This window comes from Xanthomonas sp. NCPPB 2933 (assembly GCF_056725225.1).
Genome location: NZ_CM161518.1, coordinates 3,242,074 through 3,264,682 on the forward strand (window position 1 = coordinate 3,242,074; position 22,609 = coordinate 3,264,682).

Below are 22,609 nucleotides of genomic sequence, written 5' to 3' on the forward strand. Positions count from 1 at the left end.
CGACGAGCGGGTTGCAGACAGCAGCATCGCAGCCGAACGGCTGCGCTAACGCCGGCTGCGCCAGATCGAGAACAGGATCCAGATGCCGCACAGTGCCGCGCCGATGAACCCGCCGACACCCAACGCCAGCAGCCAGCGACTGGCACTGCCGCCGACGCTGTTCATGACGATCGACGAGCCAATCACCAACGCGGCGGTGACAATGCCCATGGTGAGCCGGTTGGCGGCACGATCGACCTGCTCGCCGAACTCGCGCAACGCACGCGTTTCGACATGCAGTTGCAGCTTGCCGCGACGCGCGGCCTGCAGCAGCCGTTTGAGATCGCGCGGCAGGTCGCCAAGTAGATCGATCGCCCCGGTCACGGTACGCCGGCTGCGCCGCAACATCGCGCTCGGTGCGTAACGCTGCAGCACCACGCGTTCAAGATACGGGCGCGCCTCGCTGGCCATATCGAAATCCGGGTCGAGCTGGCGGCCCATGCCTTCGAGCGTGAGAAACGCCTTGATCATCAACGCCAGATCCGACGGCAACGTGAGCCCGTGATCGCGCAGGATGGACGTGACATCGCCAAGCATTGCGCCGATGCGCAGTTCCTTCAACGGCACGCCGCGATACTCGTCGACGAAGGCGCCGATGTCCTGCTGCAAGCGCGACTCATCGATATCCAGATTGGTGCCGGCCCATTCCAGCAGCACGTCGATGACCGCTTCGGCGTCATAGCTCACCATGCCGTGCAGCAGTTGCGCGACCTGGAACCGGCGCTGCTCGGAGACGCGCCCGACCATGCCGAAGTCGATCACTGCAATGCGTCCGTCGCGCAGATAGAAAATGTTTCCCGGGTGCGGGTCGGCATGGAAGCAGCCATCCTGCAGCACCATCTTGAACACGATGCCGGCACCGGTGCGTGCGAGCGCCTTGCGGTCCAGGCCGGCCGCATCGACTGCGGCCAGGTCGCGCCCGGGAATACCGTCGATGAACTCCTGCACATTCAGCGATTCGCAGGTCCACTCCCAATACACCTTTGGCACCACGACATTGGGGTCGTTGGCGAAATTGGCGGCGATGCGTTCGGCATTGCGGCACTCGGCGGCGAAGTCGAGTTCGCGCCGCAGGGACACGGTGAATTGCTGCACGACTTCGGCGGGGCGATAGCGCTTCAGGTCGGGGGCACGTGCTTCCACGATCTCCGCCAGCCGCGCAAGCAAGCGCAGATCCGCATCGATGGTGTCGCCGATGCCGGGGCGACGGATCTTCAACACCACCGGTGTGCCATCGGCGAGCCAGGCGCGATGTGTCTGCGCCAGCGATGCGGCAGCCAACGGTTGCTCGTCCAGGCGCGCGAAGATGCTCTCAGGCTCGGCGCCCAGCGCTGCGACCAATTGCGGGCGGATCTGCTCGAACGGCAGCGCGGGAACTGCGTTTTGCAGCTCGCTCAATTCCTCGATCCATTCCTGCGGCAACAGGTCCACGCGTGTGGCCAGCACCTGCCCCAGCTTGACGAAGGTTGGCCCGAGTTCTTCCAGGGCGCGCCGCACGCGCATCGCGGCGGACATGCGCAAACGGCCCTCGGCGTTATGCCAGTGCAACAGCTTGCCGGCACGCTCGAGCACATCGGCCAAGCCAATGCGGCGCACCACATCGCCGAACCCATAACGAATCAGGACCGCGGCGATTTCCTGCAGACGCCCGAGGTCACGAACGGTGCCGAGCGCTTCCCACATCAGTGCACCGCCTGTGCGTGTGCGGCAGCCAGGCGCTGCACGCTTGCAGAAGGTGCAGCGCGTTGCGGGTCGTCGAAGATCGACCGCATCGGAGCTGTGTTTCGAGACGATCCCGGTGCCATGCAGGCACCTGCATCATCACGCACGCGCGGGGTCATCGAGAGACCGGCAGATGTGTATGCAGGCGGTTGAAAATAGGCGCCCGGGCGATCCAGAGACGCGAGCCGTCTGCCAACTGCCTCTGGCATGGACGAAAACAACACAGGGGCGAAAATCAGATGCATCGGCACGCAGCTCAACAACGAGAGCTTGTTTGTAGCCGATCTGCATGACGATGTCGCGCCTCCCTCAACATCAGGCTTAGCCCACGTTAGATCGTGCTTGCTGTAACGCGTCCGTGTAACGCTGCCAGGAAGTCGGGCGAAACAGGCTCAATAACGCAGCCGCAGCGTCACCCCATACGTGCGCGGCGCACCCAGAAACGCATTCCACGAACCAGCCTGGAGCGGCGCGTCGATGACGATCTGCCGATAGGTTTCATTGCCGAGATTTTCTGCCCATGCTTCCAGCAACCAGTGCTTATCGTTGGCGCCGATGCCGAAGCGCGCATTGAGCAAGGTGTAGCCCGGTTGCGATTTTTGCGGATCCAGATCCGAGCCTGCGTTGTATTCGGAGCTGTACTTGGCGCCAACGTTGAAACGGCCCGTGAGCCGATTGCCAAGCGCGCGTTCGTAGGTCACCGATAGATTGGCCGACCAGCGCGGCGCAAAACTCAAACGGCTGCCCGGCAGCAGCGCCAGATCCGCATCCGGTAAGAGATCGTCGCCATAGCGGGTGTCGGTATAGCTGAGCCCGCCTTGCAGCATCAGGCCGGGCACTGCGCCCTGCCACAGGATTTCGGTATCGATGCCGCGCGACACAACGGTGGGAATGGCACGCACCACAAAGCTGGTCCCCAGAAAGTTGTTGAGCTGAAAATCGCTGAAATCCTGATAGAACAGCGCTGCATTCAACAGCAGGTTGCCACCGAGCCAGGTGCTCTTGGCGCCGAGCTCGTAGCTGTCGACGAACTCGCCCGGGAACGCGGTGTCATCCACCGGCAGGATGCCCTGCACGCCGCTGGACAGGCCATCGGAGGACTGCACGCGATCCAGATTGAAACCGCCTGCCTTGTAGCCACGCGCCGCCGACACATACGTCATCAGCGCATCGTTCCAGCGATACGCCAGCTTGGCGGTACCGGACCACTCGCGCTCGGTGCGTTGCTGCTCGGTCCGACGACCATCATGGGCAACATTGGCCCAAGGCAGACAGGTGAAACCGATCACTTGCGGTGCGATCGACGGCACCGCAGATGCGGGCACACCACGCGCCACCAGCGCCGCACCGATCCGCCGCAACGCAGCCGGATCGACCTGGCCGCTAGGCGCGAAATAACTGGCACATGCCGGGCTTCCATCGGGATTCTGAAATGCCGATCGCAGCGTTTTGTTCTCGTAGGTGTAGCGCAACCCCACCACGACATCCAGCGCGTCGGTGGCGTGCCAGGTGTTGTTGGTGAACAGCGCGGCGCTGGTGCCATCCTGCCGAAAGCGGTCCTGGCTACCCTGGCCGCGGAACAGCGTGCCGGCCGGCAAGCCGGTGGCGTCGGCGAGAAAACGCGTCGCATCCGCACGTGCGGCCAACGCAGGATTGACGCGTGCAAGCAGCACGCTCGACAGATACGGCTCGTACGCACTGCCGAAGCGATAGGACTCGTTGCGATGCAGGGTTTCGTCTGCGTAAAACGCGCCGACCATCCAATCGAGACGCTCACTCGATCCAGCCAGGCGCAGTTCCTGACTGAAGGTCTTGAACCTGGTCAGCATCTCGTCTTCGCGCGGAGCGCGATAGAGAATGTCTGCAGCGCCGTAATCGAAATCCAGGCCGTTGACGGATTTCCAGTCGCGCACTGCGGTGATCGAAGTCAGCACCGCCTCGCTCAACCACGGGGTGGTCCAGTCCACCTGTGCCGAGATGCCCTTGTCCTGAATCTCCTGCGCGGTGCTGCGATTGCTGTAGGCACGCCTGCTCTGCGGGTCGGCACGCGCATTGGTGCCCTGCCCGCCCGGCGTCAGCGCATCGATCAGCGCAGCGGTCGGCCCGCGCTCGGTGGTCACGGTGACGCAGCAATTTTCCTGGCGGCTGGTGACGTCGGCCGCCAGATTGATGTCCAGATCGTCGGTGGGCTCCCAAAGAAGCTGCACGCGCGCGGTGCGCAGATTCTGGTCGCCATCGTCGGTGGCGGTGCGCGGGCCAGCGCCGGTGACCACCTGCTCGAATCCATCGCGACGCCGTCTGGCGGCATACACGCGTAATGCGCTAGTGTCGCCCAGCGCATCGTTGAAGGCGGCGGCAATCCCGAGCGCGCCAAAGTTGCCCGCGGTGATTTCGGCATCGGCACTGCGGGTAAAACTGGGCCGGCGCGTGACCACGTTGATGACACCGGCCGAGGTGTTCTTGCCGAAGACAGTGCCTTGCGGGCCTTTCAACACTTCGATGCGCTCAAGCTCTCCCAGGTCGGCAAAGCTCACGCCGTTGCGCGCGCGGGCCACGCCATCGATGACCACACCCACCGAGGATTCGAGCCCGGCATTGTCGCCAACCGTGCCGATGCCGCGAATGCGCGCGGTGGTTTGCGCTGCACTTTGACTGCTGGTCACGATCAAGCCGGGCACCAGCATCTGCAGCTCCTTGATGTCGTGCACGCCGCTGTCCTGCAGCAGCTGCTCGGGAAGCACCGAAAGCACCACCGGCACGTTCTGCAGCGATTCCTCGCGCTTTTGTGCAGTGACCTTGAGCGCTGCCAGCGTTGCCGGCTTCTTTGGATCTGGCTGCGCTGTTGTCTGTGCACACAGCGGCGATACCTGCATGCCCGCAAAAAGTGCGAGCGCAAGCGTGGTGCCACGTTGCTGATCCATACCCATGTTTATCCCCCGACAAAGCGCGCAGGCGATGCAGTACGGCGAGCGCCGCAGTTCGCGTGGCTTCACACCTTACCGGGTTAACGAGACTGAGCAACGCAGGTAACCGAACACGCGGAGCGTGTGACGAATGCGGCTATCGTTCGATACGCATTGGAGCCATGCGTTAAAACAATGCCACGCATCGTCAGGCGAGAATCGCGGCGTTGGCAATCACACTTGTGCGACACATCAGACAGCTAATGCACCAGAGCGGCTGGCGCGCAGATCACACACCTATAGCAATGCGCTCAAACCGCGCAGCGCCGCAACCACGGTTTGCCGACGCACTGCATCGCGATCGCCGTTGAACTGGAACAGCTGCGCAGTGGCATAACCGCCACGACGCTTCCAGCCGATCCATACCGTGCCGACCGGCTTGTCCTCGCTGCCGCCACCCGGCCCGGCAATGCCGGTCACCGCCACGGCGATGCTGGCGCCGGAATTGACCAGCGCACCGGAGACCATCTCGATCACCGTTTCGCGGCTAACCGCACCATGCACTTCCAGCGTATGCGGCCGCACGCCGAGCAATGCCTGCTTGGCCTCGTAGCTGTAGGCGGCCATGCCGCAATCGAACCAGTGCGAAGAGCCCGCCACATCGGTCACCGCCTTGGCGATCCAGCCGCCGGTGCAACTCTCGGCGGTGACCAGGCGCTCGCGCGCGGCAAGCAGTTGCTGACCAAGGGTTTCGGCCAACTGCTGCAGTTCGAAATCGGCGGACATGGACATAGGCAAGGGAATAAAGAGGCAGCGAACGTTTTAGCCCAATTCGTCCCATCTGTCTGCGGCGGCTGCAGAAACGGGACAGCCACGGCGTGGCAGAGGTTCAGTGGCGATATGCGCAAGGCAGGCGTACTGCTCGGCCCGCGCTGGATCGACTCGGGCGTTGTGCACAGTCGAGCCAACCCGACTGTGCAGTGCCGATCACGATTCCCAGTCTTCGCGGCGATCGGGCAGCATCGCGCGCAGCGGTGCGCCGTCTTCGCTGGCGGCGAGCCGCTCGGCTTCGACCATCGGCAGATCGACGTCCAGCAACCAGCCATCCTCGTCGGATTGCTCGTTACGCACCACTTCCAGCTGATGCAGCTTGGAACGCAAGCGCCCCGCCGACGGCGGCAGCCGCAGCTGTCCGGTCAGATGACGCAGATCCAGCCGCTGGCCGAGTGCGTGTTGCAACTCTTCCAACCCGCGTCCATCGCGCGCAGAGACCCACACGCGTTCGCGCCGCGCCTGGTCGGGGATGCCGTCCTGTGCATCGTGACGCACTTGCGCGCCCTCGATCTTGTCGATCTTGTTGAACACCAGCAGCTGCGGCAGATCGCCCGCGCCGACGGCATGCAACACCTCATCGACCTGGCGGATGCGTTCTTCGCGCAACGGGTCGGCCGCATCGACGATGTGCAACAGCAGATCGGCGTCGCGTGCTTCGGACAGGGTCGAGCGGAACGCGGCGACCAGTTGGTGCGGCAGATCGCGTACGAAGCCGACCGTATCGGCCAGAATCGCGCTACCGCCCGGCAATGCGATGCGGCGCACGGTGGGATCGAGCGTGGCGAACAATTGGTCAGCCACGTAGGCCTCGGCACCGGTCAACGCATTGAACAGCGTCGATTTGCCTGCGTTGGTGTAGCCGACCAATGCAATGCGCGGCAGTTCGCTGCGCATGCGCGCGCGGCGCATCTGGGTGCGCTGCACCTCGACTTTCTCCAGCCGCTGCTGCAACTGCTCCACCCGCTTCTGCAGCAGGCGGCGGTCGGTTTCCAGCTGTGTTTCGCCGGGGCCGCGCAGGCCGATCGCACCGCCGCGCTGGCGCTCCAGGTGGGTCCAGCCGCGCACCAGCCGGGTGGCCATGTGCCGCAACTGTGCCAGTTCGACCTGCAGCTTGCCTTCATGGCTGCGCGCGCGTTGCGCGAAGATGTCCAGGATCAGCCCGGTGCGGTCGATCACGCGCCGCTCCAGATAGCGCTCCAGATTGCGCTCCTGACCCGGCGACAAGGTGTGGTTGACCAGCACCAGATCCGCGCCGGTGGCTTCGGCAGCCGCCTTGACCTCTTCCAGCTTGCCGCTGCCGATCAGGGTCGATGGGCTCGGTTTGTCGATGCGCGCGGTGAGCGTGGCCGCGATCGTGGCGCCCGCCGACTTTGCAAGGTCGGCGAACTCCTCCAGCACATCCTCCTCGGCAGGCCCACCGGAGTGGGTCTGAATCAACAGCGCATGTTCACCCTTACGTGAGCGATCAAACACGCACTACTCCATTACTGCTCGACGTCGTCATCTTCCGCCTGGTTGCCTTCATTGGGTTGCACATAACCACCGCCCGGTCCCACGCGCACATTGCGCGCCGGCACAACCGTGGAGATGGCGTGCTTGTAAACCATCTGACTCACGGTGTTGCGCAGTAGCACCACGAACTGGTCGAACGACTCGATCGTGCCCTGCAGCTTGATGCCGTTGACCAGATACACAGAGACCGGCACCCGCTCGCGCCGCAGCGCGTTGAGGAATGGATCCTGTAAAGATTGCCCCTTAGCCATCGAAAACTCCTCTTCATTATTGTTCTTATTGTCCCGGTCGACACCTGCCATCCCCAGCCGGCCCCGGAAACGGGATGTTACACGCCTGAAGCCTGCGGCACAGCGGGACGATGAGCGAGGAAGCCGACAAGTGCGGCTTCCAATTGATGGCGGTCACGCTCCGGATCGAACCAGCGCGCGTCGAGCTCGCCACGCAGCCAGGTGAGTTGCCGTTTGGCCAGTTGACGCGTCGCATGGATCGCTTTTTCGCGGAACTGCGCCAGGCTGCCGGCACCATCCAGATACTCCCAGGCCTGGCGATAACCGACCGCGCGGATCGCAGGCAGATCCAGCGGCGCGGCAACCGCGCGCAGTTGCGGCAGCGCGCGCAGACGCTCCACTTCGGCCAGAAAATCCTGCGCCAGCATGGCATCCAGTCGCTGTTCGATCCGCGCATGCAGCACGGCGCGCTCACGCGGCGCCAGCACCACTTTCAACACCCGCACCGGCAGGCGCGGGCCTGGCGGTAGCGCCTGCCAATAGCTGATCGGCCTGCCGCTGATGCGGTAGACCTCCAACGCCCGCTGGATACGCTGCGGATCGGTGCTGTGGATACGCGCAGCCGCGACCGGATCGACCTGCGCCAGTTGTGCATGCAGCGCGGCCCAGCCGAGTTGTTCGGCTTCGACTGCGATCGTCAAGCGAACCTGCGGATCGGCTTCGGGCAGCTGCGACAGCCCTTCCAGTAAGGCGCGAAAATACAGTCCGGTGCCGCCGGCGAGAATCGGCAGCTTGCCGCGCGCCACAATCTGGTCGATCGCCTGCCGCGCATCGCTAGCGAACTCCGCCGCCGAATAGATCTGCCAGGGATCGCGCAGATCGAGCAGATGATGCGGCACGGCTGCACGCATGGCGGCATCCGGCTTGGCCGCGCCGATCTCCAGCCCGCGATACACCAGTGCCGAATCGACGCTGACAATCTCGCCATTCCAGCGCTGCGCCGCTTCCAGTGCCAGCGCGGTCTTGCCGCTGGCGGTCGGGCCCATCAACGCGATCGCGAGCGGGCGTCGGTCGGCCGGCATCAGTCCTCGTCCGGCCAACGGATGGTCGGTACCGCAGGCGCACTCACACGCGGCACGGGAATTGCCGACATCGCACTCCACACCTTCAAGGCATCCACGGTCGCGGCCACATCGTGCACGCGCAGCAACAGGGCGCCGTGCTGCGCGGCAATCAGGTGCGCGGCCACCGAGCCATGCACACGCTCGGCCGCACGTTCGCGGCCGGTCAACTCGCCGATGCTGCGCTTGCGCGATAGCCCTGCCAGCACCGGCAAGCCGAATTCCTGCAGGCGCTGCAGCTGCGCCAGCACAGTCAGGTTGTGCGTGGTGGTCTTGTCGAAGCCGAAGCCGGGGTCGAGGATCAACCGGCGTTTGTCGATGCCGGCCATTTCGGCGGCGAAGATGCGCTCGGCCAGAAAGCGGTGCACCTCGGCCACCACGTCGTCGTAGTGCGGCGCGTCCTGCATGGCATGCGGTGCGCTGCGTGCGTGCATCAGTACCACCGGCACGCGCAATTCCGATGCAGCATCCAACGCGCCCGGCGAACGCAGCGCATAGACATCGTTGATCATGCCGGCGCCGGCCGCGACGGCCGCGCGCATCACCTCCGGTTTGAAGGTATCCACACTGATCGGCACGCTGGTTTGACGCGCCAATGCGTCGATCACCGGAATCACGCGCTGCAGTTCTTCTTCCAGCGCGACCGGGGTCGCGCCAGGGCGGGTGGATTCGCCACCGATATCCAGCACCGCAGCGCCCTCCTCGACCAGACGCAGGCCGTGTGCGATGGCGGCCTCGCAGGTGGCGTGCTGGCCACCGTCGGAAAACGAATCGGGCGTGACATTGACGATGCCCATCAACTGCGGCGCATCCAGTCGCAGGATGCGACCGGCGCAATCCAGCTTGAGGGCGGTGTCGAACATCGTGGGGTTCTCCTGCAGGGGTTGCGATGGGTGGCGACCGATGCGCGCTGCCGTGGCGCGCGTGTTTTGCGATCTGCCGAATGAATTATCAACCGAGGCCGCGAAATGACCGAAGCCGGGAGCTGCGTTGGTCAGCGTCCAAACGCATCAAGGCCGGGAATCGCTCCCCGGCCTTGATGGATGCTGCTGCAGCTGACCGATGCGTAGCGTTACAGCTGCTCGGCTGGCCCGGCAATCGGCGGCAACGGACGCGGGCTGCCCTTGTCGTTGTTGTTGCCACCGTCCTTGTCGGACTTGGCCCAACCGGCCGGCGGCGGCGGCTCGCGGCCTTCCATGATGGCGTCGATCTGCGGCACGTCGATGGTTTCGTACTGCAGCAACAATTGCGACATCGCGTGCAGCTTGTCCAGGTTCTCGGTGAGGATCGCCTTGGTCTTGCTGTAGGCCTTGTCCAGGATCGAGCGCACCACTTCGTCGATCATGCGCGCGGTTTCGTCGGAGACATTCTTGTGCTGGGTCACCGAACGGCCCAGGAACACCTCGTCTTCTTCCTCGCCGTAGGCCACCGGGCCGAGTTCGTCGGACAAGCCCCACTTGGTGACCATGTTGCGCGCCATCTTGGTCGCACGCTCGATGTCGTTGGAGGCACCGGTGGTGACCTTGTCGCCACCGAAGATCAACTCCTCGGCAACACGGCCGCCATACAGCGAGCACAGCTGGGATTCGATCGCCACCCGGTTCATCGAGTAACGGTCGCCTTCCGGCAGATACATCGTCACGCCGAGGGCGCGACCACGCGGAATGATGGTGACCTTGTAGACCGGGTCATGCTCCGGCACCAGACGGCCGACGATGGCATGGCCAGCTTCGTGGTACGCGGTCAGCGTCTTCTCGTCCTCGCTCATGGCCATCGAGCGACGCTCGGCACCCATCAGGATCTTGTCGCGGGCACGGTCGAAGTGGTCCATGCGGACTTCCTTCTCGCTACCGCGCGCCGCAAACAACGCCGCTTCATTACACAGGTTGGCCAGATCGGCACCCGAGAAACCCGGGGTACCGCGGGCGATCACCATCGGCACCACGTCGTCGGCCAATGGCAGCTTGCGCATGTGCACACGCAGGATCTGCTCGCGACCCTTGACGTCCGGCAACCCGACCACGACCTGGCGATCGAAACGGCCCGGACGCAGCAGCGCCGGATCCAGCACGTCGGGACGGTTGGTGGCCGCGATCACGATCACGCCTTCGCCGCCTTCAAAGCCGTCCATTTCGACCAGCAGCTGGTTCAAGGTCTGCTCGCGCTCGTCATGCCCGCCGCCGAGGCCGGCGCCGCGATGACGGCCCACCGCATCGATTTCGTCGATGAAGATGATGCACGGCGCGTGCTTCTTGGCCTGCTCGAACATGTCGCGCACACGGCTCGCACCGACGCCGACGAACATTTCGACAAAGTCCGAACCGGAGATGCTGAAGAAAGGCACCTTGGCTTCGCCAGCGATGGCGCGGGCCAGCAGCGTCTTACCGGTACCCGGCGGGCCGACCATCAACACGCCGCGCGGAATCTTGCCGCCCAACTTGGTGAACTTGGTCGGGTCGCGCAGGAAGTCGACCAGCTCGCTGACTTCTTCCTTGGCCTCGTCGCAACCGGCAACGTCGGCAAAGGTGATCTTGACCTGGTCCTCGCCCTGCAACTTGGCGCGTGACTTGCCGAAGCTCATCGCACCCTTGGCACCGCCGCCACCGCCTTGCATCTGGCGCATGATGAACAGCCAGAAGCCGATGATCAGGATAACCGGCAGGAAGTTGAGCACCAACGACCAGAAACCAGGGCCGGTGGAGGGCTTCTGGCGGGTCATTTCGATGTTCTTGCTGTACAGCACGTCGACCAGCTTGTCGTCGCGCGGACCGTACACGGTGGCTTCGCTGCCGTCGGTGCGCTTGAAGCGGATCGCGTTGACGGCCAGGTTGGTCTCATCGGTGTAGTCCACCGACTTGACGCGACCGGAGTCCACTTCCTTCAGGAACTGGGTGTAGGTGATCGAGTCGGGGCCGACGCCGCCTGCCATCCGCGGCGAGAAGCTCTGAAAGACGACCATCAGCACAACCGCGACGACCACCCACAGCAGCAGATTCTTGGTCAAGTCGTTCATCCTCATTGGCTCCGGTGCCCTCTACTCATCAAATTCTTGAAACACGGTGGTCATTGGCAGCTTACTTGATCTGGGCACGCTTGCCCTGACCGAGCGCATAAACTTCCGGGGAGCGCTTGCGCGAGGCCGCCGGTTTGCGAATCGTCACCTTCTCATAGCGGCGGCGAAGCTCGCGAATGTAGTCGTCGGATCCAACACCCTGGAACAGCTTGATCAAAAATGCCCCACCCGTCTTGAGGTGGTTGTCGGCAAATTCCATCGCCAGTTCCGCCAGGTGCATCATCCGCGGTTGGTCGACCGCATCCATGCCACTCTTATTGGGGGCCATATCGGACAGAACAAGGTCCACCGGCACATCGCCCAACATCGCTTCGAATTCCGATAGGACGGCTTGTTCCCTGAAGTCGCCATGAAGGAACTCCACCCCGGCCAGCGGGGGCATCTCCAGGATGTCCAGCGCCAGTACCCGGCCGGTGTCGCCGAGCGACCTGCGCACCTGCTGGCACCAGCCGCCGGGCGCGGCGCCCAGATCGACCACCACCATGTCCGGCTTGAGCAGGCGGTCGCGCTGAAGCAATTCCTCCAGCTTGTAGGCGGCACGCGAGCGCATGCCTTCGGCCTGAGCCTTCTTCACGTAAGGGTCGGCGAAGTGTTCCTTGAGCCAGCGCTGGCTACTTTTACTGCGGGAGGGCATTGGCAAAGGGGTCCGAACGGGTCGCCATGATACCCTGAACACCCTTTGCTTCCCTTTGATCCTGCATGTCCATTGTTCTCACCTCCGCCCAGAACCGTTTCCTGCGCGGCCAGGCCCACGATCTCAAAGCACTGCTGCAAACCGGCGGCAAAGGGGTCACGCCGGCATTTCTGGCCGAACTCGAGGAAGTGCTCGAGCGCCACGAACTGATCAAGGTGAAGGTGGCATCGGAGGATCGCGAGGCCCGCGACGCCATGATTGCCGACATTACTCAAAAGACCGGCAGCGCGCTGGTGCAGCGGATCGGCCATGTCGCCATTCTTTACCGCCCCAGCAAGGAAAAGCGCCAGATCGTGTTGCCGCGCGGCTGACCTGACGAGTTCGTTATGCCTTTAAGCCAGGAACATCCCGACTACACCTATGCGCTGCGCGCGGCCGATGGCCGCCATGCCAAGGTGAACGAGCGCATCTTGCAGCAGAGCTTCATCCTGATGCCCGATGAACTGGTCGAACGCTGGCCGGTGCCCAACCTGGAACAGCTTCAGGCCGGGCATATGGACGCGGTGCTGGCGCTGTCCCCGGCGGTGATCCTGCTTGGCACCGGCGAGCACCAGCAGTTTCCGACCACCGATGTCCTGGCGGCCTGCCTGACCCGCGGCATCGGGCTGGAAGCGATGACCAACGCGGCCGCGGCGCGCACGTATAACTTGCTGGCCAGCGAAGGCCGCCGGGTGGCGTTGGCGATGATTCTGGAAGGCCGGGATTAGGGAATCGGGATTGGGGATTCGCAACTGCGGGCTGGAGCAGATGTCGCTCTCACGCCAGCAGTAGCGACACCTCAAACAATTTCCCAGCCGCTGTCAGCGTCTTGTAAGCAGCGCTGACAGCCCAGCGCCGTTGCCGTTGCGAATCCCAAATCCCGAATCCCGAATCACTTCCTCGGCAAATACAACAGCGGATCGACCGGCTTGCCGTTGTAGCGAATCTCGAAGTGCAGCATGTCGCGGGCGGCACCGCTGCGACCCATCTCGGCGATCTGCTGGCCGGCCTTCACGCTCTGGCCTTCGTTGAGCAGGCGCTTGCGGTTGTGCCCATAGGCAGACAGCCACTGATCATTGTGTTTGATGATGATCAGCTCGCCATAGCCGACCAGGCCGGCGCCGGAGTACACCACCACGCCATCTGCGGCGGCACGTACCGCCTGCCCGCTGGCACCGGCGATATCCACGCCCTGTTTGGTGGTCTCGCCAGCGACGAAGGTGCCGACCACCACGCCATCAGCCGGCCAGCGCCATTGGAATCCACTACTGACCGGTGCAGCGATCGGTGCAGTCGGCCGCGGCGGAACTACCGTGCCGGCCGTCGAGGTGCTGCTGCCCGGCCTGCTGGCACCACCCGGATACAGCTTGAGCGTCTGGCCGGGATAGATGGTGTTCGGTGAAGACAGCCCGTTCCAGGCCGCCAGATCCGGCGCAGTGATATTAGTCCGACGCGAAATGGCGTACAGCGTGTCGCCGCGCTGGACGGTGACGGTCGCACCTGGGCGCGGCACCGACGCACGCGCAGCCGTAGACGGACGCGAGGAAGACGAACCACCGCCGGCGCCTGGCGAACGCACCACCGTGGCGCTGCTGCAGGCGGTCAGCCCGATGGCGACCACGAGCATGACTGCTGTCTTACGTAACGAATTCATCTGCAACGTGCTCATCCGTTCATTGTCTTCCACACCAACCACCCTGCGCCCGCGGCCAGGACGGCCATGGCCACCCAGCCCAGCGGCTCGATCCAGCGATGCAGCGCTGCTTCGGCGCGTGCGCCACCCAACCGGATCGCGCCGGCCACCAGATACACGCGCTTGCCGCGCCCCACCAGCATGCTGGCGATGAAGGGCAGGATCGGCACACCGACCACGCCCGAGGCCCAGGTAAAGATCTTCAAAGGAATCGGGGTGAAACCCACCAGCACCAGTGCCCAGAAGGCCTTCCACGGCGACTCTGCCACCAGCGCGCGCAGCATCTCGATCTGCGCCTGGATCTTCACGCTCCAGCCCAGCCATTCGATCACCGGCTGCAATGCGGCAAAGGCGAAATGGCCGAGCAGATAGCCGACCAGCGCGCCGCACACCGAGCCGATCAGGCTCAAGGTGGCGAACCACAACGCACGCTTGGGCTCGGCCAGCGACATCGGCGCCAACATCACTTCCGGCGGCACCGGAAAGATGAAGCCCTCCACGAAACTGAGGCCGGTCAGTAGCGCGGGTGCGCGCCGGTTGCGCGACCAACGAATGGCCACGTCGTACAACGGCCCGAAGATCTTCATCGAGGAACTCTCATGGATTCAATCCAGCATGCCCGACAACAGCGGGACGAACGTGACCGGCGCCAGAACCTGCTGTTCGATCGCGCCGTCGGCACCACGTGTGAGTTGCATCAGCGATTGCGAAGACGCGCCACCGACCGGGGCGACCAGACGTCCGCCGACCGCCAGTTGATCGACCAGCGCATCCACCAGCGCCGGAGCGGCAGCCGTGACCACGATGGCATCGTAGGGACCATGCTCGGGCCAGCCGATGCGGCCGTCGTCATGCTTGCTGCGCACGTTCATTCCCAGATGGCGGAAGCGCTTGCGCGCCTGCCGCAGCAGGTCGCCGATGCGCTCGACGGTGTAAACCTCCAGGCCCAAAGCGGCCAGGATCGCGCCCTGGTAGCCAGAGCCGGTGCCCACTTCGAGCACTTTGGTCGGGCCAACCTGCAGCACCGCCTCGGTCATGCGCGCGACCACCCAGGGCTGCGAGATGGTCTGGCCGTGGCCGATCGGCAATGCGGTGTCTTCGTAGGCGCGCGAGGCCAACGCTTCATCGATGAACAGATGCCGCGGCACGGTACGCACCGCGTTGAGCGTGGCCTCGTCCTGGATGCCGGCCTCGCGCAGGCGCTCGACCAGCCGGTCGCGCACGCGTTGCGAGGTCATGCCGATCCCCACCGACTCCGGTTGCAGCAGACGCAGCCTCGGCGTCATGCCGGTGCGTCCAGTGCGGCAGTCAGGCCACCGACCCAGCCGGCCACGGTTTCCAGCGCCTGATAGCGGGTGAGGTCGACATGGATCGGGGTGATCGAGATATGCCCGGTGCGCACGGCGTGGAAATCGGTGCCGGTGCCGGCATCCTGCTCGGGACCGGCCGGGCCGATCCAGTACACGGTACGGCCGCGCGGATCGCGTTGCGGCACGCAGGGCTCGGAACGGTGGCGGTTGCCGAGCCGGGTGACTTCGAAACCTAGCAGATCCGACCAGGCCAGATCCGGCACGTTGACGTTGAGAATGGTGTCGGCGGGCAAGGGATCGGATTTGAGCCGCGCCACGATCTCCACCGCTGCGCGCGCGGCGGTTTCATAGTGATGTGCTTCGTGGTTGTGCGTCACCAACGAGACCGCCACTGCGGGCAAGCCGAGAAAGCGGCCTTCCATCGCGGCCGACACGGTGCCCGAATAGATCACGTCGTCGCCGAGATTGGCCGAGTTGTTGATGCCGGAGACCACGATGTCCGGGTCGTAATCGAGCATGCCGGTCAGCGCCAGATGCACGCAGTCGGTTGGCGTGCCGGCCACCGCGCAGGTATGCGCATCGATGCGGCGGGTGCGGATCGGCACGTCCAGCGTCAGCGAATTGCTGGCGCCGGAGCGGTCGCGGTCGGGGGCGACCACCATCACTTCATGACCGGCACGCCGCAGCGCCTCGGCCAGAATCTGGATGCCGGGGGCGTCGACACCGTCGTCGTTGCTAACCAGTACGCGCATGAGACTCCTCGGAAAACCGGGTCATGATACCGGATGCGTCCCTCGCCTTCGCGCTTGATCTTCGCTTGCACCTGAGGTTGGGCACGTTACGCTGTGAGCATGTCGCATCCTGAAGACGAAGACGACGGCGCGTTGTTCCGCGCAGCGATTGGCGCGGTCAATCCGATTCGTGAAGTCGCCCCCCCGGCCAACGCCAAACCGCGCCCGAAGCCGCGCGCGCGCATGGCCGAGCGCGACGACGCCGAAGCGCACACCGAATTCGCACGTCTGCTGCGCGACAGCGCGCCGTTGGAGGCGGGCGACACCGCCAGTTATCGGCGCGAGAATCTTCCCACCCGATTGTTTCAGCGGCTCAAGCGCGGCCAGTTCTCGATCCAGGACGAACTGGATCTGCATGGCGCCACCGCAGCGCAGGCCGAGTCGTTGTTGCGGCAGTTCCTGCTCGATGCGCATGCGCACGAACACGGCTGCGTGCGCATCATCCATGGCAAAGGGCTGCAGTCGGACAACGGCGCGCCGGTGCTGAAGAATCTGATGGACCGGCTGTTGCGCCAGCGCAACGATGTGCTGGCGTTTCATTCGGCGCCGGCCACGCAAGGTGGTACGGGGGCGTTGTTGGTGTTGTTGGCGCGGCGCTAGGCCGATTGCGCGACGAACGGCTGATGTGAGTCGTGGCCGACGCTTACGCCAAGTGAGGCGTTACCGGGCATGCCTCTCGCGGCCAGGGCCGCTCCTACGTGAGGTGACGCGTTCGCCAAGCAACACCTATTGAAGATGTCCATCGCGGGCTAGGCCGCTCCTGCACGTAGATCGGCACTTGGAGATCATCGCTGGCGCCCTGCCGTGTGGCCACCGGCGACCGAACAGGCTACGCCTCGGAACGCACGCTGGCGTTGAAGCGACCTGCGTCGATCACCTCGCCCAGCTCCCACAGCACCGCGGTGGCGTAGCAGCCCGGCGGCAGTGCGAATTCGACCTGCAGGGTCTGCGCATCCAACCAACGGTAGTCCAAGCCTAGCGGGCGCAAACGCAAGGCGCGCCGCTCCTGCTTCAAGCCAGCGGCTTCCAGACCGATCCGCAGCGCCTCGGATTGCGGATCGGACAACGCGCCCCGCTCCACTTCTGCAGCCTGGCCGGTCGAACGCAGTTCGCCCACGCCCCATAACGGGCCACTGGGATGGATATCGAAACGCGCCAGACGCTCGGCCAGCACCTCGCTCCACGGCTCGGGACCGAACACGCTGCGTGAGCCATCCAGCATCCAGGCCTCGCCCTCCAGCGCGGCGTCCCAACTGCCCTGCTCCACGCGTGCAGTGAGCACGCGATTGAACAGTGCCGAGCGCGCCGCCGACAGCAATATCGAACGTTGATCGTTGCGCAGACGCCGCTTCGGTGCCGGCACCAAAGCCCCCTCGGCATCCTGCATGTAGCCGAACATCGCCAACGCCGATGCCACGTTGCCGCCATCGCGACCAAAGCGTTGTTCGCCAAACCAGTTGGGAATGCCGCGTGCGGCGATCGCCTGCAAGCGTTGCTCGATCGCGTCGCGTTCGCCCTGCACCTGGCGCAGCGTCAACACGAAGCGATTGCCGTGCAGCGCGCCGCGTTGCAGCTTGCGGTTGTGCCAGGTGCTGTCGACCACCTGCATTTCGTCGTCGTCGAGCGCAGCGATGTCCGGCGCGATACGTTTTGGCAGATGCACGCTGAAACGCTGCGTGGTCACCGCATGGCGATCCTTCAAGCCGGCGTAGCTGACGCCCATTTCCGCAATGCCCGCCCACAGCGCAAGTTTCTTGGCGATATACGCGGTGTTCTGGCCACGTTTGCGCACGCTGAGCAACAGGTGCTCGCCTTCGCCGGAGGCTTCAAATGCCGGCAGCTCATCGACCTGAAAATCTTCGGGCGTGCTGCGCATTGCTGCGCCAAGGACCGCAGCGCCATGCGCGCGCGGCAGAACAGAGGTGTCGCTCATGCTGTGGTTACCTTCGCGCCGACGTGTCGTGCGCTGTATGCCGAATGCCTCGGCGCGGTGGTGTCGCGTTGCAACGTCGAGGCGAGCCCGGCGTGCGTGACTACGAGTTAGAGCGGCTAAAAACCTGGCCGACAGGCGTCAGGTGAGTGTGGACGGCACGCTCGGAACCGCAGGGTACGCGTGCTACATGCTGTAACGAGCATCGGCCGCGCCTGCATGACGATGAGCGCAGTAGTTTTGTTGGTCGCCGTCAGGCTGCGATCCTGCCGAGCAACACCGCCGCCTGCGCAGCGATGCCCTCGCTGCGACCGGTGAAGCCGAGTTGTTCGCTGGTGGTGGCCTTGACGCTGACCGCATCGAGCTCGATCGCCAGCAGGCCGGCGATGCGTTCGCGCATTGCCAGCGCATGCGGGCCGATCTTGGGGCGCTCGCAGATCACCGTGACATCGGCATTGCCCACGCGCCAGCCACGCTCGCGCAGCAAGTGATCGCAGTGCTGCAGAAACTGCGCGCTGTCGGCGTCCTTCCAGCGCGCGTCGGACGGCGGGAAATGCTGGCCGATATCGCCCAGCGCCAGCGCGCCCAGCATCGCATCGCATAGCGCGTGCAGCACCACGTCGCCGTCGCTGTGCGCGAGCACGCCATGGCTGTGCGCAACGCGCACCCCTCCCAGCATCACGTGGTCGCCCGCGCCGAACGCATGCACGTCGTAGCCCTGACCAATTCGAACATTGAAAGACATGGAAAATCCGTGGTGAGTGAGAGTGCCCAGCAACAGGGAGCAAGCTGTCGTTTAGGTCGGCATGGACGTTGCAAAGTAGAGCGCAGTGTACGAGTGGCCTACACAGCCGGGTCCGCAAACCGGCCTGGCAATCGTTCGACAGCCGCTCTAAAGCGTGTTGACGTCGTGATTGGCACCGGCAGACACCGCATCGTTGCGTGTGGCCACTAATTCGGCATCCACCGCCACGCCGCGACGTGCCAGTTCGAATTCGAACCGCGCCAGGTCAACCGGCGTGGTCACCTTGAAGTTGTCTTCGGCACCCTCCACCAACAACGGACGCAATCCCAGCCGCTCCATCGCCATCGCCTCGTCGGTCACGTCCACACCAGCGGCCGACGCTTCGGTGAGGCCACGGATCAGTTGATGGCGACGAAACAGCTGCGGGGTCAGCGCGCGCCACAGACGCTCGCGCGGCTCGGTGGCATCGATGCCGCCATCGTCGCCGGCCCGCTTGAGGGTATCGCGCACCGGTGCGGCCAGGATCGCGCCAACCGGATCGCCGCGACCGATTTCCAGCAAGCGCTCCAGATCGGCCAGCGCCAGATTGGGCCGCGCGGCGTCGTGCACCAGCACAAAGTCATCGGCGCGCACACTCTCGGGCAAGGCCAGCAATCCAGCCAGCACCGATGCGGCGCGGGTCACGCCGCCAACGCAGGTCAACACCGGTTTGGACTGTACTGCCGTCCAGCCTGGCCAGTCGGCATCGTCGGGCGCGATCGCCACGACAATTCCGGCCACCACCGGATGCGCTGCCAGTGCCGCCAGCGTGTAAGCCATCAAAGGCTGACCAGCAGCATGCAGATATTGTTTGGGGACCTGCCCGCCAAAGCGCGTGCCGCGCCCGGCGGCCGGCACGATCGCCCAGATCGAACCGGTCATGGCTGTTCCGCCGGAGCGGTTGCGGCGGGCGCCTCGGGTTCGGTCGACGGCGCGGCCACTGCGGGCGGCAGCGGCGGCGCATCCTCGACCACGCGATAGAACGTCTCGCCCGGCTTGATCATGCCCAGCTCGCTGCGCGCGCGTTCCTCGATTGCCGCCTCGCCGTCCTTCAAATCCTTCACCTCTGCTGCCAACGCCTGGTTGCGTTGGCGCAGACCTTCGTTGTCCTGTGTCTGATGCGCGACCTGGGCTTCCAGCATCATGACTTCACCGGAATTCCCGGGCCCGAACCAGAAGCGGTACTGCAGCCAAGCCAGCAGCACCGCCAGCACCAGCAGTAGCCAGCGCCAGTTGCGCACGGTTTATCGCTTGATCGAAACGAACGCGTCGCGGCCGGCATAGCGTGCGCCGGAGCCCAACGCCTGCTCGATGCGCAGCAACTGGTTGTACTTGGCGACGCGATCGCTGCGGCACAGCGAGCCGGTCTTGATCTGCGTGGCGGTGGTGGCCACGGCGATATCGGCGATGGTGGTGTCTTCGGTTTCGCCCGAACGGTGCGAGACGATCGAGGCGTAGTTGGCCGCGTGCGCCATCGCGATGGCTTCCAGCGTCTCGGTCAGCGTGCCGATCTGGTTGACCTTGATCAGGATCGCATTGGCAGTGCCCGAGTCGATGCCCTGCTTGAAGATCTTCGGATTGGTGACGAACAGATCGTCGCCGACCAGCTGCACCTTCTTGCCGACACGGTCGGTGAGCAGCTTCCAGCCGGCCCAGTCGTCTTCGGCCAGGCCGTCTTCGATGCTGATGATCGGGTACTGCGCGACCCAGTCGGCCAGGAAGTCGACAAACTGCTCGCTGGTCAGGCGCTTGTTCTCGCCGACCAGGTTGTACTTGCCGTTGTCGTAGAACTCGCTGGAAGCCACGTCCAGGCCCAGCAGGATGTCTTCGCCGGCGGTGTAGCCAGCCTTGCCGATCGCCTCGAGAATGGTGTCCAGCGCTTCGACGTTGCTGCGGAAGTCCGGTGCAAAGCCGCCTTCATCGCCGACCGCCGTGCTCAGGCCATGGCCCTTGAGCACCGACTTGAGCGCATGGAAGATTTCGGTACCGGCACGCAGCGCTTCGGAGAACGAGCTGCAACCGACCGGCAGCACCATGAACTCCTGGAAGTCGACGTTGTTGTCGGCGTGCGCGCCGCCGTTGATGATGTTCATCATCGGCACCGGCAGCGACACATCGGATTCGGTGATGGTGGACAGATACTGCCACAGCGGCTGCTTGCGCGAGGCGGCCACGGCATGCGCGGCGGCCAGCGAAACGCCCAGCAACGCGTTGGCGCCCAGGCGGCCCTTGTTCTCGGTGCCGTCCAGGTCGATCAGGCGACGGTCCAGGCCCTGCTGGTCGGCCGCATCGAAGCCCTTAAGCGTCTCGGCGATGGTGCCGTTGACGTTCTGCACCGCGTGCAGCACGCCCTTGCCCAGGTAGCGGGTCTTGTCGCCATCTCGCAGTTCCACCGCTTCCTTGGTGCCGGTCGAGGCGCCCGAGGGCACAGCGGCGCGGCCGAACGAGCCGTCTTCCAGCGTGACTTCGGCCTCCAGCGTGGGATTGCCGCGGGAGTCGAGGATTTCGCGGGCGAGGATCTTGGCGATAGTGGTCATAGGAACGATCGGTTACCAGTAAGGGGGGAAGTACACCGGAAACAAGCTGCGGGATTATCGCCGCACACCGGCACATTGCCAAATCGCATTCAGCCGCCGCACGCGACAGGCCGGCGAACATGCCGCTAGGCCATCAAGCCCAGCAGCGGTAAACCAGACAGCAACAGCAAGACCGACAGCAACACCAGCGCAACGATCGCTGCGCCGGAGTGGCGAGCCAACCGCAACGCCAGCGGGCCGGCGATCAGGCAACTTGTGATCGCTACCGCAGCCAGCAGCAGCGTGACCAGCATTGGCACCCGCGTGGCCCGCATGGCATGGTCGCCGTCGCCTGGCATGCCCATGCTGGCAGCGACCAGCACCGTCATCGCGGCCATGCACGCCCACGCGGTGATCGATGCGACCAGCGCGATCCAGCCCCAAGGCCAGTGGCGCCACTGCCGACGCTGGCGGCGCGACGCGGCCAGCGCCCAGGGATCGGAACTCATGCGAAGCGCGCGAATCCGTGCTTCTTGGTGACGGCATCCAGTTCCATCAGGGTCTCGAGCAGCTCTTCCATGCGGTCCAGCGGCCACGCGTTGGGGCCATCGGACAGCGCCTTGGATGGATCCGGATGGGTTTCAGCAAACAGGCCGGAAATGCCCACCGCCACCGCCGCGCGCGCCAGCACCGGCACGAACTCGCGCTGGCCGCCGGAGCTGGTGCCCTGCCCGCCTGGCAGCTGCACCGAATGGGTGGCATCGAAGACGACCGGGCAGCCGGTGTCGCGCATGACGCTCAGCGAGCGCATGTCGCTGACCAGATTGTTGTAGCCGAACGAGGCGCCACGCTCGCAGACCATGATCTGCTCGTTGCCGGTCGACTTGGCCTTATCGACCACCGGCTTCATGTCCCACGGCGCCAGGAACTGGCCCTTCTTGATGTTGACCGGCTTGCCGGCCGCGCAGACGTTCTTGATGAAGTCGGTCTGGCGCACCAGGAAAGCCGGGGTCTGCAGCACGTCGACGACGGCCGCGACCTCGTTCATCGGGGTGTATTCGTGCACGTCGGTCAGCACCGGCACGCCGATCTGCTGCTTCACCGCGGCCAGCACCTTCAGGCCCTCTTCCAGGCCAGGGCCGCGGAAGCTGGTGCCAGAGGTGCGATTGGCCTTGTCGAAGCTCGACTTGAAGATGAAGTTGATCCCCAGCCTGCCGGTGATCTCCTTGAGTTTGCCGGCCACGTCGAGCTGCAGCTGCATCGACTCGATCACGCAGGGGCCGGCGATCAGGAACAACGGCTGATCGAGGCCAACTTCGAAGTCACACAGTTTCATCAGGTCACCTATTGATTAAGCCCCTCTCCCGCCGGGAGAGGGGTTGGGGTGAGGGTAAGGTTGGCGAAGCGCTGGTGAAGCCCGATGGTTTGCCCTGGCTGGCGCGTGGCGACGCGTTCGTCATGGTTGCCATCTTCCGGTT

23 protein-coding genes are annotated in these 22,609 nt (G+C 64.6%); 3 read left to right on the forward strand and 20 right to left on the reverse strand.

Annotated elements, in window-relative coordinates:
* Positions 1 to 45: 45 nt before the first annotated feature.
* From ubiB to rlmE, 9 genes are all read right to left on the reverse strand, one after another.
* A complete protein-coding gene (gene ubiB, locus AC1PLU_RS13185; RefSeq protein WP_481106453.1) occupies positions 46 to 1,722 on the reverse strand; it encodes a 2-polyprenylphenol 6-hydroxylase in 1,677 nt (558 codons plus the stop codon).
* Between the two features lie 431 nt (positions 1,723 to 2,153).
* Positions 2,154 to 4,688: a TonB-dependent receptor gene (locus AC1PLU_RS13190; protein ID WP_481095223.1), complete on the reverse strand. Its 2,535-nt coding sequence runs from the start codon at positions 4,686 to 4,688 to the stop codon at positions 2,154 to 2,156.
* Between the two features lie 273 nt (positions 4,689 to 4,961).
* Entirely contained in the window at positions 4,962 to 5,456 is a 495-nt protein-coding gene (locus AC1PLU_RS13195) for a CinA family protein (protein ID WP_023903749.1), read from the reverse strand.
* A gap of 195 nt (positions 5,457 to 5,651) precedes the next feature.
* Positions 5,652 to 6,971 carry a ribosome rescue GTPase HflX gene (gene hflX / locus AC1PLU_RS13200; RefSeq protein ID WP_023903748.1) on the reverse strand — a complete coding sequence of 440 codons (1,320 nt, stop codon included), beginning with the start codon at positions 6,969 to 6,971 and terminating at the stop codon, positions 5,652 to 5,654.
* Between the two features lie 11 nt (positions 6,972 to 6,982).
* Positions 6,983 to 7,261 carry an RNA chaperone Hfq gene (hfq, locus tag AC1PLU_RS13205; protein WP_043889764.1) on the reverse strand — a complete coding sequence of 93 codons (279 nt, stop codon included), beginning with the start codon at positions 7,259 to 7,261 and terminating at the stop codon, positions 6,983 to 6,985.
* 77 nt (positions 7,262 to 7,338) lie between these two features.
* A complete protein-coding gene (gene miaA / locus AC1PLU_RS13210; protein WP_481106454.1) occupies positions 7,339 to 8,322 on the reverse strand; it encodes a tRNA (adenosine(37)-N6)-dimethylallyltransferase MiaA in 984 nt (327 codons plus the stop codon).
* Complete coding sequence (gene folP / locus AC1PLU_RS13215) at positions 8,322 to 9,224, reverse strand: dihydropteroate synthase (protein WP_481095225.1); 903 nt, start codon at positions 9,222 to 9,224, stop codon at positions 8,322 to 8,324. Before folP ends, miaA begins: the two co-directional genes overlap by 1 nt.
* A gap of 209 nt (positions 9,225 to 9,433) precedes the next feature.
* Positions 9,434 to 11,374: an ATP-dependent zinc metalloprotease FtsH gene (gene ftsH / locus AC1PLU_RS13220; protein ID WP_006453305.1), complete on the reverse strand. Its 1,941-nt coding sequence runs from the start codon at positions 11,372 to 11,374 to the stop codon at positions 9,434 to 9,436.
* A gap of 61 nt (positions 11,375 to 11,435) precedes the next feature.
* Positions 11,436 to 12,068 carry a 23S rRNA (uridine(2552)-2'-O)-methyltransferase RlmE gene (gene rlmE, locus AC1PLU_RS13225; protein WP_043889169.1) on the reverse strand — a complete coding sequence of 211 codons (633 nt, stop codon included), beginning with the start codon at positions 12,066 to 12,068 and terminating at the stop codon, positions 11,436 to 11,438.
* A gap of 65 nt (positions 12,069 to 12,133) precedes the next feature.
* Between rlmE and yhbY the strand changes: the two genes are divergently transcribed.
* Together yhbY and AC1PLU_RS13235 are read left to right on the forward strand one after the other, a co-directional pair.
* The gene (gene yhbY / locus AC1PLU_RS13230) at positions 12,134 to 12,439 is read left to right on the forward strand and encodes a ribosome assembly RNA-binding protein YhbY (RefSeq protein ID WP_006453307.1); all 306 of its coding nucleotides are present in this window, start codon (positions 12,134 to 12,136) and stop codon (positions 12,437 to 12,439) included.
* 15 nt (positions 12,440 to 12,454) lie between these two features.
* The gene (locus AC1PLU_RS13235) at positions 12,455 to 12,835 is read left to right on the forward strand and encodes an Mth938-like domain-containing protein (RefSeq protein WP_481106455.1); all 381 of its coding nucleotides are present in this window, start codon (positions 12,455 to 12,457) and stop codon (positions 12,833 to 12,835) included.
* Positions 12,836 to 12,999: 164 nt separating this feature from the next.
* Here AC1PLU_RS13235 and AC1PLU_RS13240 read toward each other — a convergent pair whose 3' ends face one another.
* Genes AC1PLU_RS13240 through surE form a run of 4 tightly spaced genes read right to left on the reverse strand, consistent with a single transcriptional unit; the run spans position 13,000 to position 15,862 of the window.
* Positions 13,000 to 13,776, reverse strand: a complete 777-nt coding sequence (locus AC1PLU_RS13240; protein ID WP_481106456.1) for a peptidoglycan DD-metalloendopeptidase family protein — start codon at positions 13,774 to 13,776, stop codon at positions 13,000 to 13,002.
* The gene (locus AC1PLU_RS13245; RefSeq protein WP_006453310.1) at positions 13,773 to 14,387 is read right to left on the reverse strand and encodes a YqaA family protein; all 615 of its coding nucleotides are present in this window, start codon (positions 14,385 to 14,387) and stop codon (positions 13,773 to 13,775) included. Before AC1PLU_RS13245 ends, AC1PLU_RS13240 begins: the two co-directional genes overlap by 4 nt.
* Positions 14,388 to 14,405: 18 nt before the next feature.
* Complete coding sequence (locus AC1PLU_RS13250) at positions 14,406 to 15,086, reverse strand: protein-L-isoaspartate(D-aspartate) O-methyltransferase (RefSeq protein ID WP_006453312.1); 681 nt, start codon at positions 15,084 to 15,086, stop codon at positions 14,406 to 14,408.
* Positions 15,083 to 15,862, reverse strand: coding sequence for a 5'/3'-nucleotidase SurE (surE, locus tag AC1PLU_RS13255; RefSeq protein WP_481106457.1), 780 nt, complete (start codon positions 15,860 to 15,862; stop codon positions 15,083 to 15,085). Before surE ends, AC1PLU_RS13250 begins: the two co-directional genes overlap by 4 nt.
* A 99-nt stretch (positions 15,863 to 15,961) precedes the next feature.
* On the opposite strand from surE, the gene AC1PLU_RS13260 reads away from it, so the two are divergent.
* A complete protein-coding gene (locus AC1PLU_RS13260; RefSeq protein ID WP_481106458.1) occupies positions 15,962 to 16,501 on the forward strand; it encodes a Smr/MutS family protein in 540 nt (179 codons plus the stop codon).
* Positions 16,502 to 16,730: 229 nt separating this feature from the next.
* Here the strand turns inward: AC1PLU_RS13260 and truD are convergent, their stop codons facing one another.
* The 7 genes from truD to kdsA form a co-directional block, all read right to left on the reverse strand.
* Positions 16,731 to 17,834 (reverse strand): tRNA pseudouridine(13) synthase TruD, encoded by a 1,104-nt coding sequence (truD, locus tag AC1PLU_RS13265; protein ID WP_481106459.1) that lies wholly within the window; start codon positions 17,832 to 17,834, stop codon positions 16,731 to 16,733.
* A 250-nt stretch (positions 17,835 to 18,084) separates the two neighbouring features.
* Positions 18,085 to 18,576, reverse strand: coding sequence for a 2-C-methyl-D-erythritol 2,4-cyclodiphosphate synthase (gene ispF / locus AC1PLU_RS13270; protein WP_481106460.1), 492 nt, complete (start codon positions 18,574 to 18,576; stop codon positions 18,085 to 18,087).
* A 147-nt stretch (positions 18,577 to 18,723) separates the two neighbouring features.
* A complete protein-coding gene (gene ispD, locus AC1PLU_RS13275; protein ID WP_104549338.1) occupies positions 18,724 to 19,497 on the reverse strand; it encodes a 2-C-methyl-D-erythritol 4-phosphate cytidylyltransferase in 774 nt (257 codons plus the stop codon).
* The gene (ftsB, locus tag AC1PLU_RS13280; protein WP_055828664.1) at positions 19,494 to 19,856 is read right to left on the reverse strand and encodes a cell division protein FtsB; all 363 of its coding nucleotides are present in this window, start codon (positions 19,854 to 19,856) and stop codon (positions 19,494 to 19,496) included. The genes ispD and ftsB overlap by 4 nt, the downstream gene beginning before the upstream one ends.
* Before the next feature lie 3 nt (positions 19,857 to 19,859).
* The gene (gene eno, locus AC1PLU_RS13285; RefSeq protein ID WP_006453319.1) at positions 19,860 to 21,152 is read right to left on the reverse strand and encodes a phosphopyruvate hydratase; all 1,293 of its coding nucleotides are present in this window, start codon (positions 21,150 to 21,152) and stop codon (positions 19,860 to 19,862) included.
* A 125-nt stretch (positions 21,153 to 21,277) separates the two neighbouring features.
* On the reverse strand, positions 21,278 to 21,640 hold the full coding sequence (locus tag AC1PLU_RS13290; protein ID WP_481106461.1) for a hypothetical protein: 363 nt from the start codon (positions 21,638 to 21,640) through the stop codon (positions 21,278 to 21,280).
* Positions 21,637 to 22,467, reverse strand: coding sequence for a 3-deoxy-8-phosphooctulonate synthase (gene kdsA, locus AC1PLU_RS13295; RefSeq protein WP_481106462.1), 831 nt, complete (start codon positions 22,465 to 22,467; stop codon positions 21,637 to 21,639). Before kdsA ends, AC1PLU_RS13290 begins: the two co-directional genes overlap by 4 nt.
* Between the last annotated feature and the right edge of the window lie 142 nt (positions 22,468 to 22,609).

What these genes read in the sequence shown, in the direction of transcription:
- ubiB (WP_481106453.1), bottom strand. Translation starts at nt 1,722, where the DNA reads ATGTGGGAAGCGCTCGGCACCGTTCGTGACCTCGGGCGTCTGCAGGAA.
- AC1PLU_RS13240 (WP_481106456.1), bottom strand. Translation starts at nt 13,776, where the DNA reads ATGAGCACGTTGCAGATGAATTCGTTACGTAAGACAGCAGTCATGCTC.
- hfq (WP_043889764.1), bottom strand. Translation starts at nt 7,261, where the DNA reads ATGGCTAAGGGGCAATCTTTACAGGATCCATTCCTCAACGCGCTGCGG.
- truD (WP_481106459.1), bottom strand. Translation starts at nt 17,834, where the DNA reads ATGAGCGACACCTCTGTTCTGCCGCGCGCGCATGGCGCTGCGGTCCTT.
- rlmE (WP_043889169.1), bottom strand. Translation starts at nt 12,068, where the DNA reads ATGCCCTCCCGCAGTAAAAGTAGCCAGCGCTGGCTCAAGGAACACTTC.
- surE (WP_481106457.1), bottom strand. Translation starts at nt 15,862, where the DNA reads ATGCGCGTACTGGTTAGCAACGACGACGGTGTCGACGCCCCCGGCATC.
- AC1PLU_RS13190 (WP_481095223.1), bottom strand. Translation starts at nt 4,688, where the DNA reads ATGGGTATGGATCAGCAACGTGGCACCACGCTTGCGCTCGCACTTTTT.
- kdsA (WP_481106462.1), bottom strand. Translation starts at nt 22,467, where the DNA reads ATGAAACTGTGTGACTTCGAAGTTGGCCTCGATCAGCCGTTGTTCCTG.
- AC1PLU_RS13260 (WP_481106458.1), top strand. Translation starts at nt 15,962, where the DNA reads ATGTCGCATCCTGAAGACGAAGACGACGGCGCGTTGTTCCGCGCAGCG.
- AC1PLU_RS13195 (WP_023903749.1), bottom strand. Translation starts at nt 5,456, where the DNA reads ATGTCCATGTCCGCCGATTTCGAACTGCAGCAGTTGGCCGAAACCCTT.
- AC1PLU_RS13290 (WP_481106461.1), bottom strand. Translation starts at nt 21,640, where the DNA reads ATGAGTTCCGATCCCTGGGCGCTGGCCGCGTCGCGCCGCCAGCGTCGG.
- ftsH (WP_006453305.1), bottom strand. Translation starts at nt 11,374, where the DNA reads ATGAACGACTTGACCAAGAATCTGCTGCTGTGGGTGGTCGTCGCGGTT.
- ispF (WP_481106460.1), bottom strand. Translation starts at nt 18,576, where the DNA reads ATGTCTTTCAATGTTCGAATTGGTCAGGGCTACGACGTGCATGCGTTC.
- AC1PLU_RS13250 (WP_006453312.1), bottom strand. Translation starts at nt 15,086, where the DNA reads ATGACGCCGAGGCTGCGTCTGCTGCAACCGGAGTCGGTGGGGATCGGC.
- ispD (WP_104549338.1), bottom strand. Translation starts at nt 19,497, where the DNA reads ATGACCGGTTCGATCTGGGCGATCGTGCCGGCCGCCGGGCGCGGCACG.
- AC1PLU_RS13245 (WP_006453310.1), bottom strand. Translation starts at nt 14,387, where the DNA reads ATGAAGATCTTCGGGCCGTTGTACGACGTGGCCATTCGTTGGTCGCGC.
- miaA (WP_481106454.1), bottom strand. Translation starts at nt 8,322, where the DNA reads ATGCCGGCCGACCGACGCCCGCTCGCGATCGCGTTGATGGGCCCGACC.
- yhbY (WP_006453307.1), top strand. Translation starts at nt 12,134, where the DNA reads ATGTCCATTGTTCTCACCTCCGCCCAGAACCGTTTCCTGCGCGGCCAG.
- AC1PLU_RS13235 (WP_481106455.1), top strand. Translation starts at nt 12,455, where the DNA reads ATGCCTTTAAGCCAGGAACATCCCGACTACACCTATGCGCTGCGCGCG.
- folP (WP_481095225.1), bottom strand. Translation starts at nt 9,224, where the DNA reads ATGTTCGACACCGCCCTCAAGCTGGATTGCGCCGGTCGCATCCTGCGA.
- eno (WP_006453319.1), bottom strand. Translation starts at nt 21,152, where the DNA reads ATGACCACTATCGCCAAGATCCTCGCCCGCGAAATCCTCGACTCCCGC.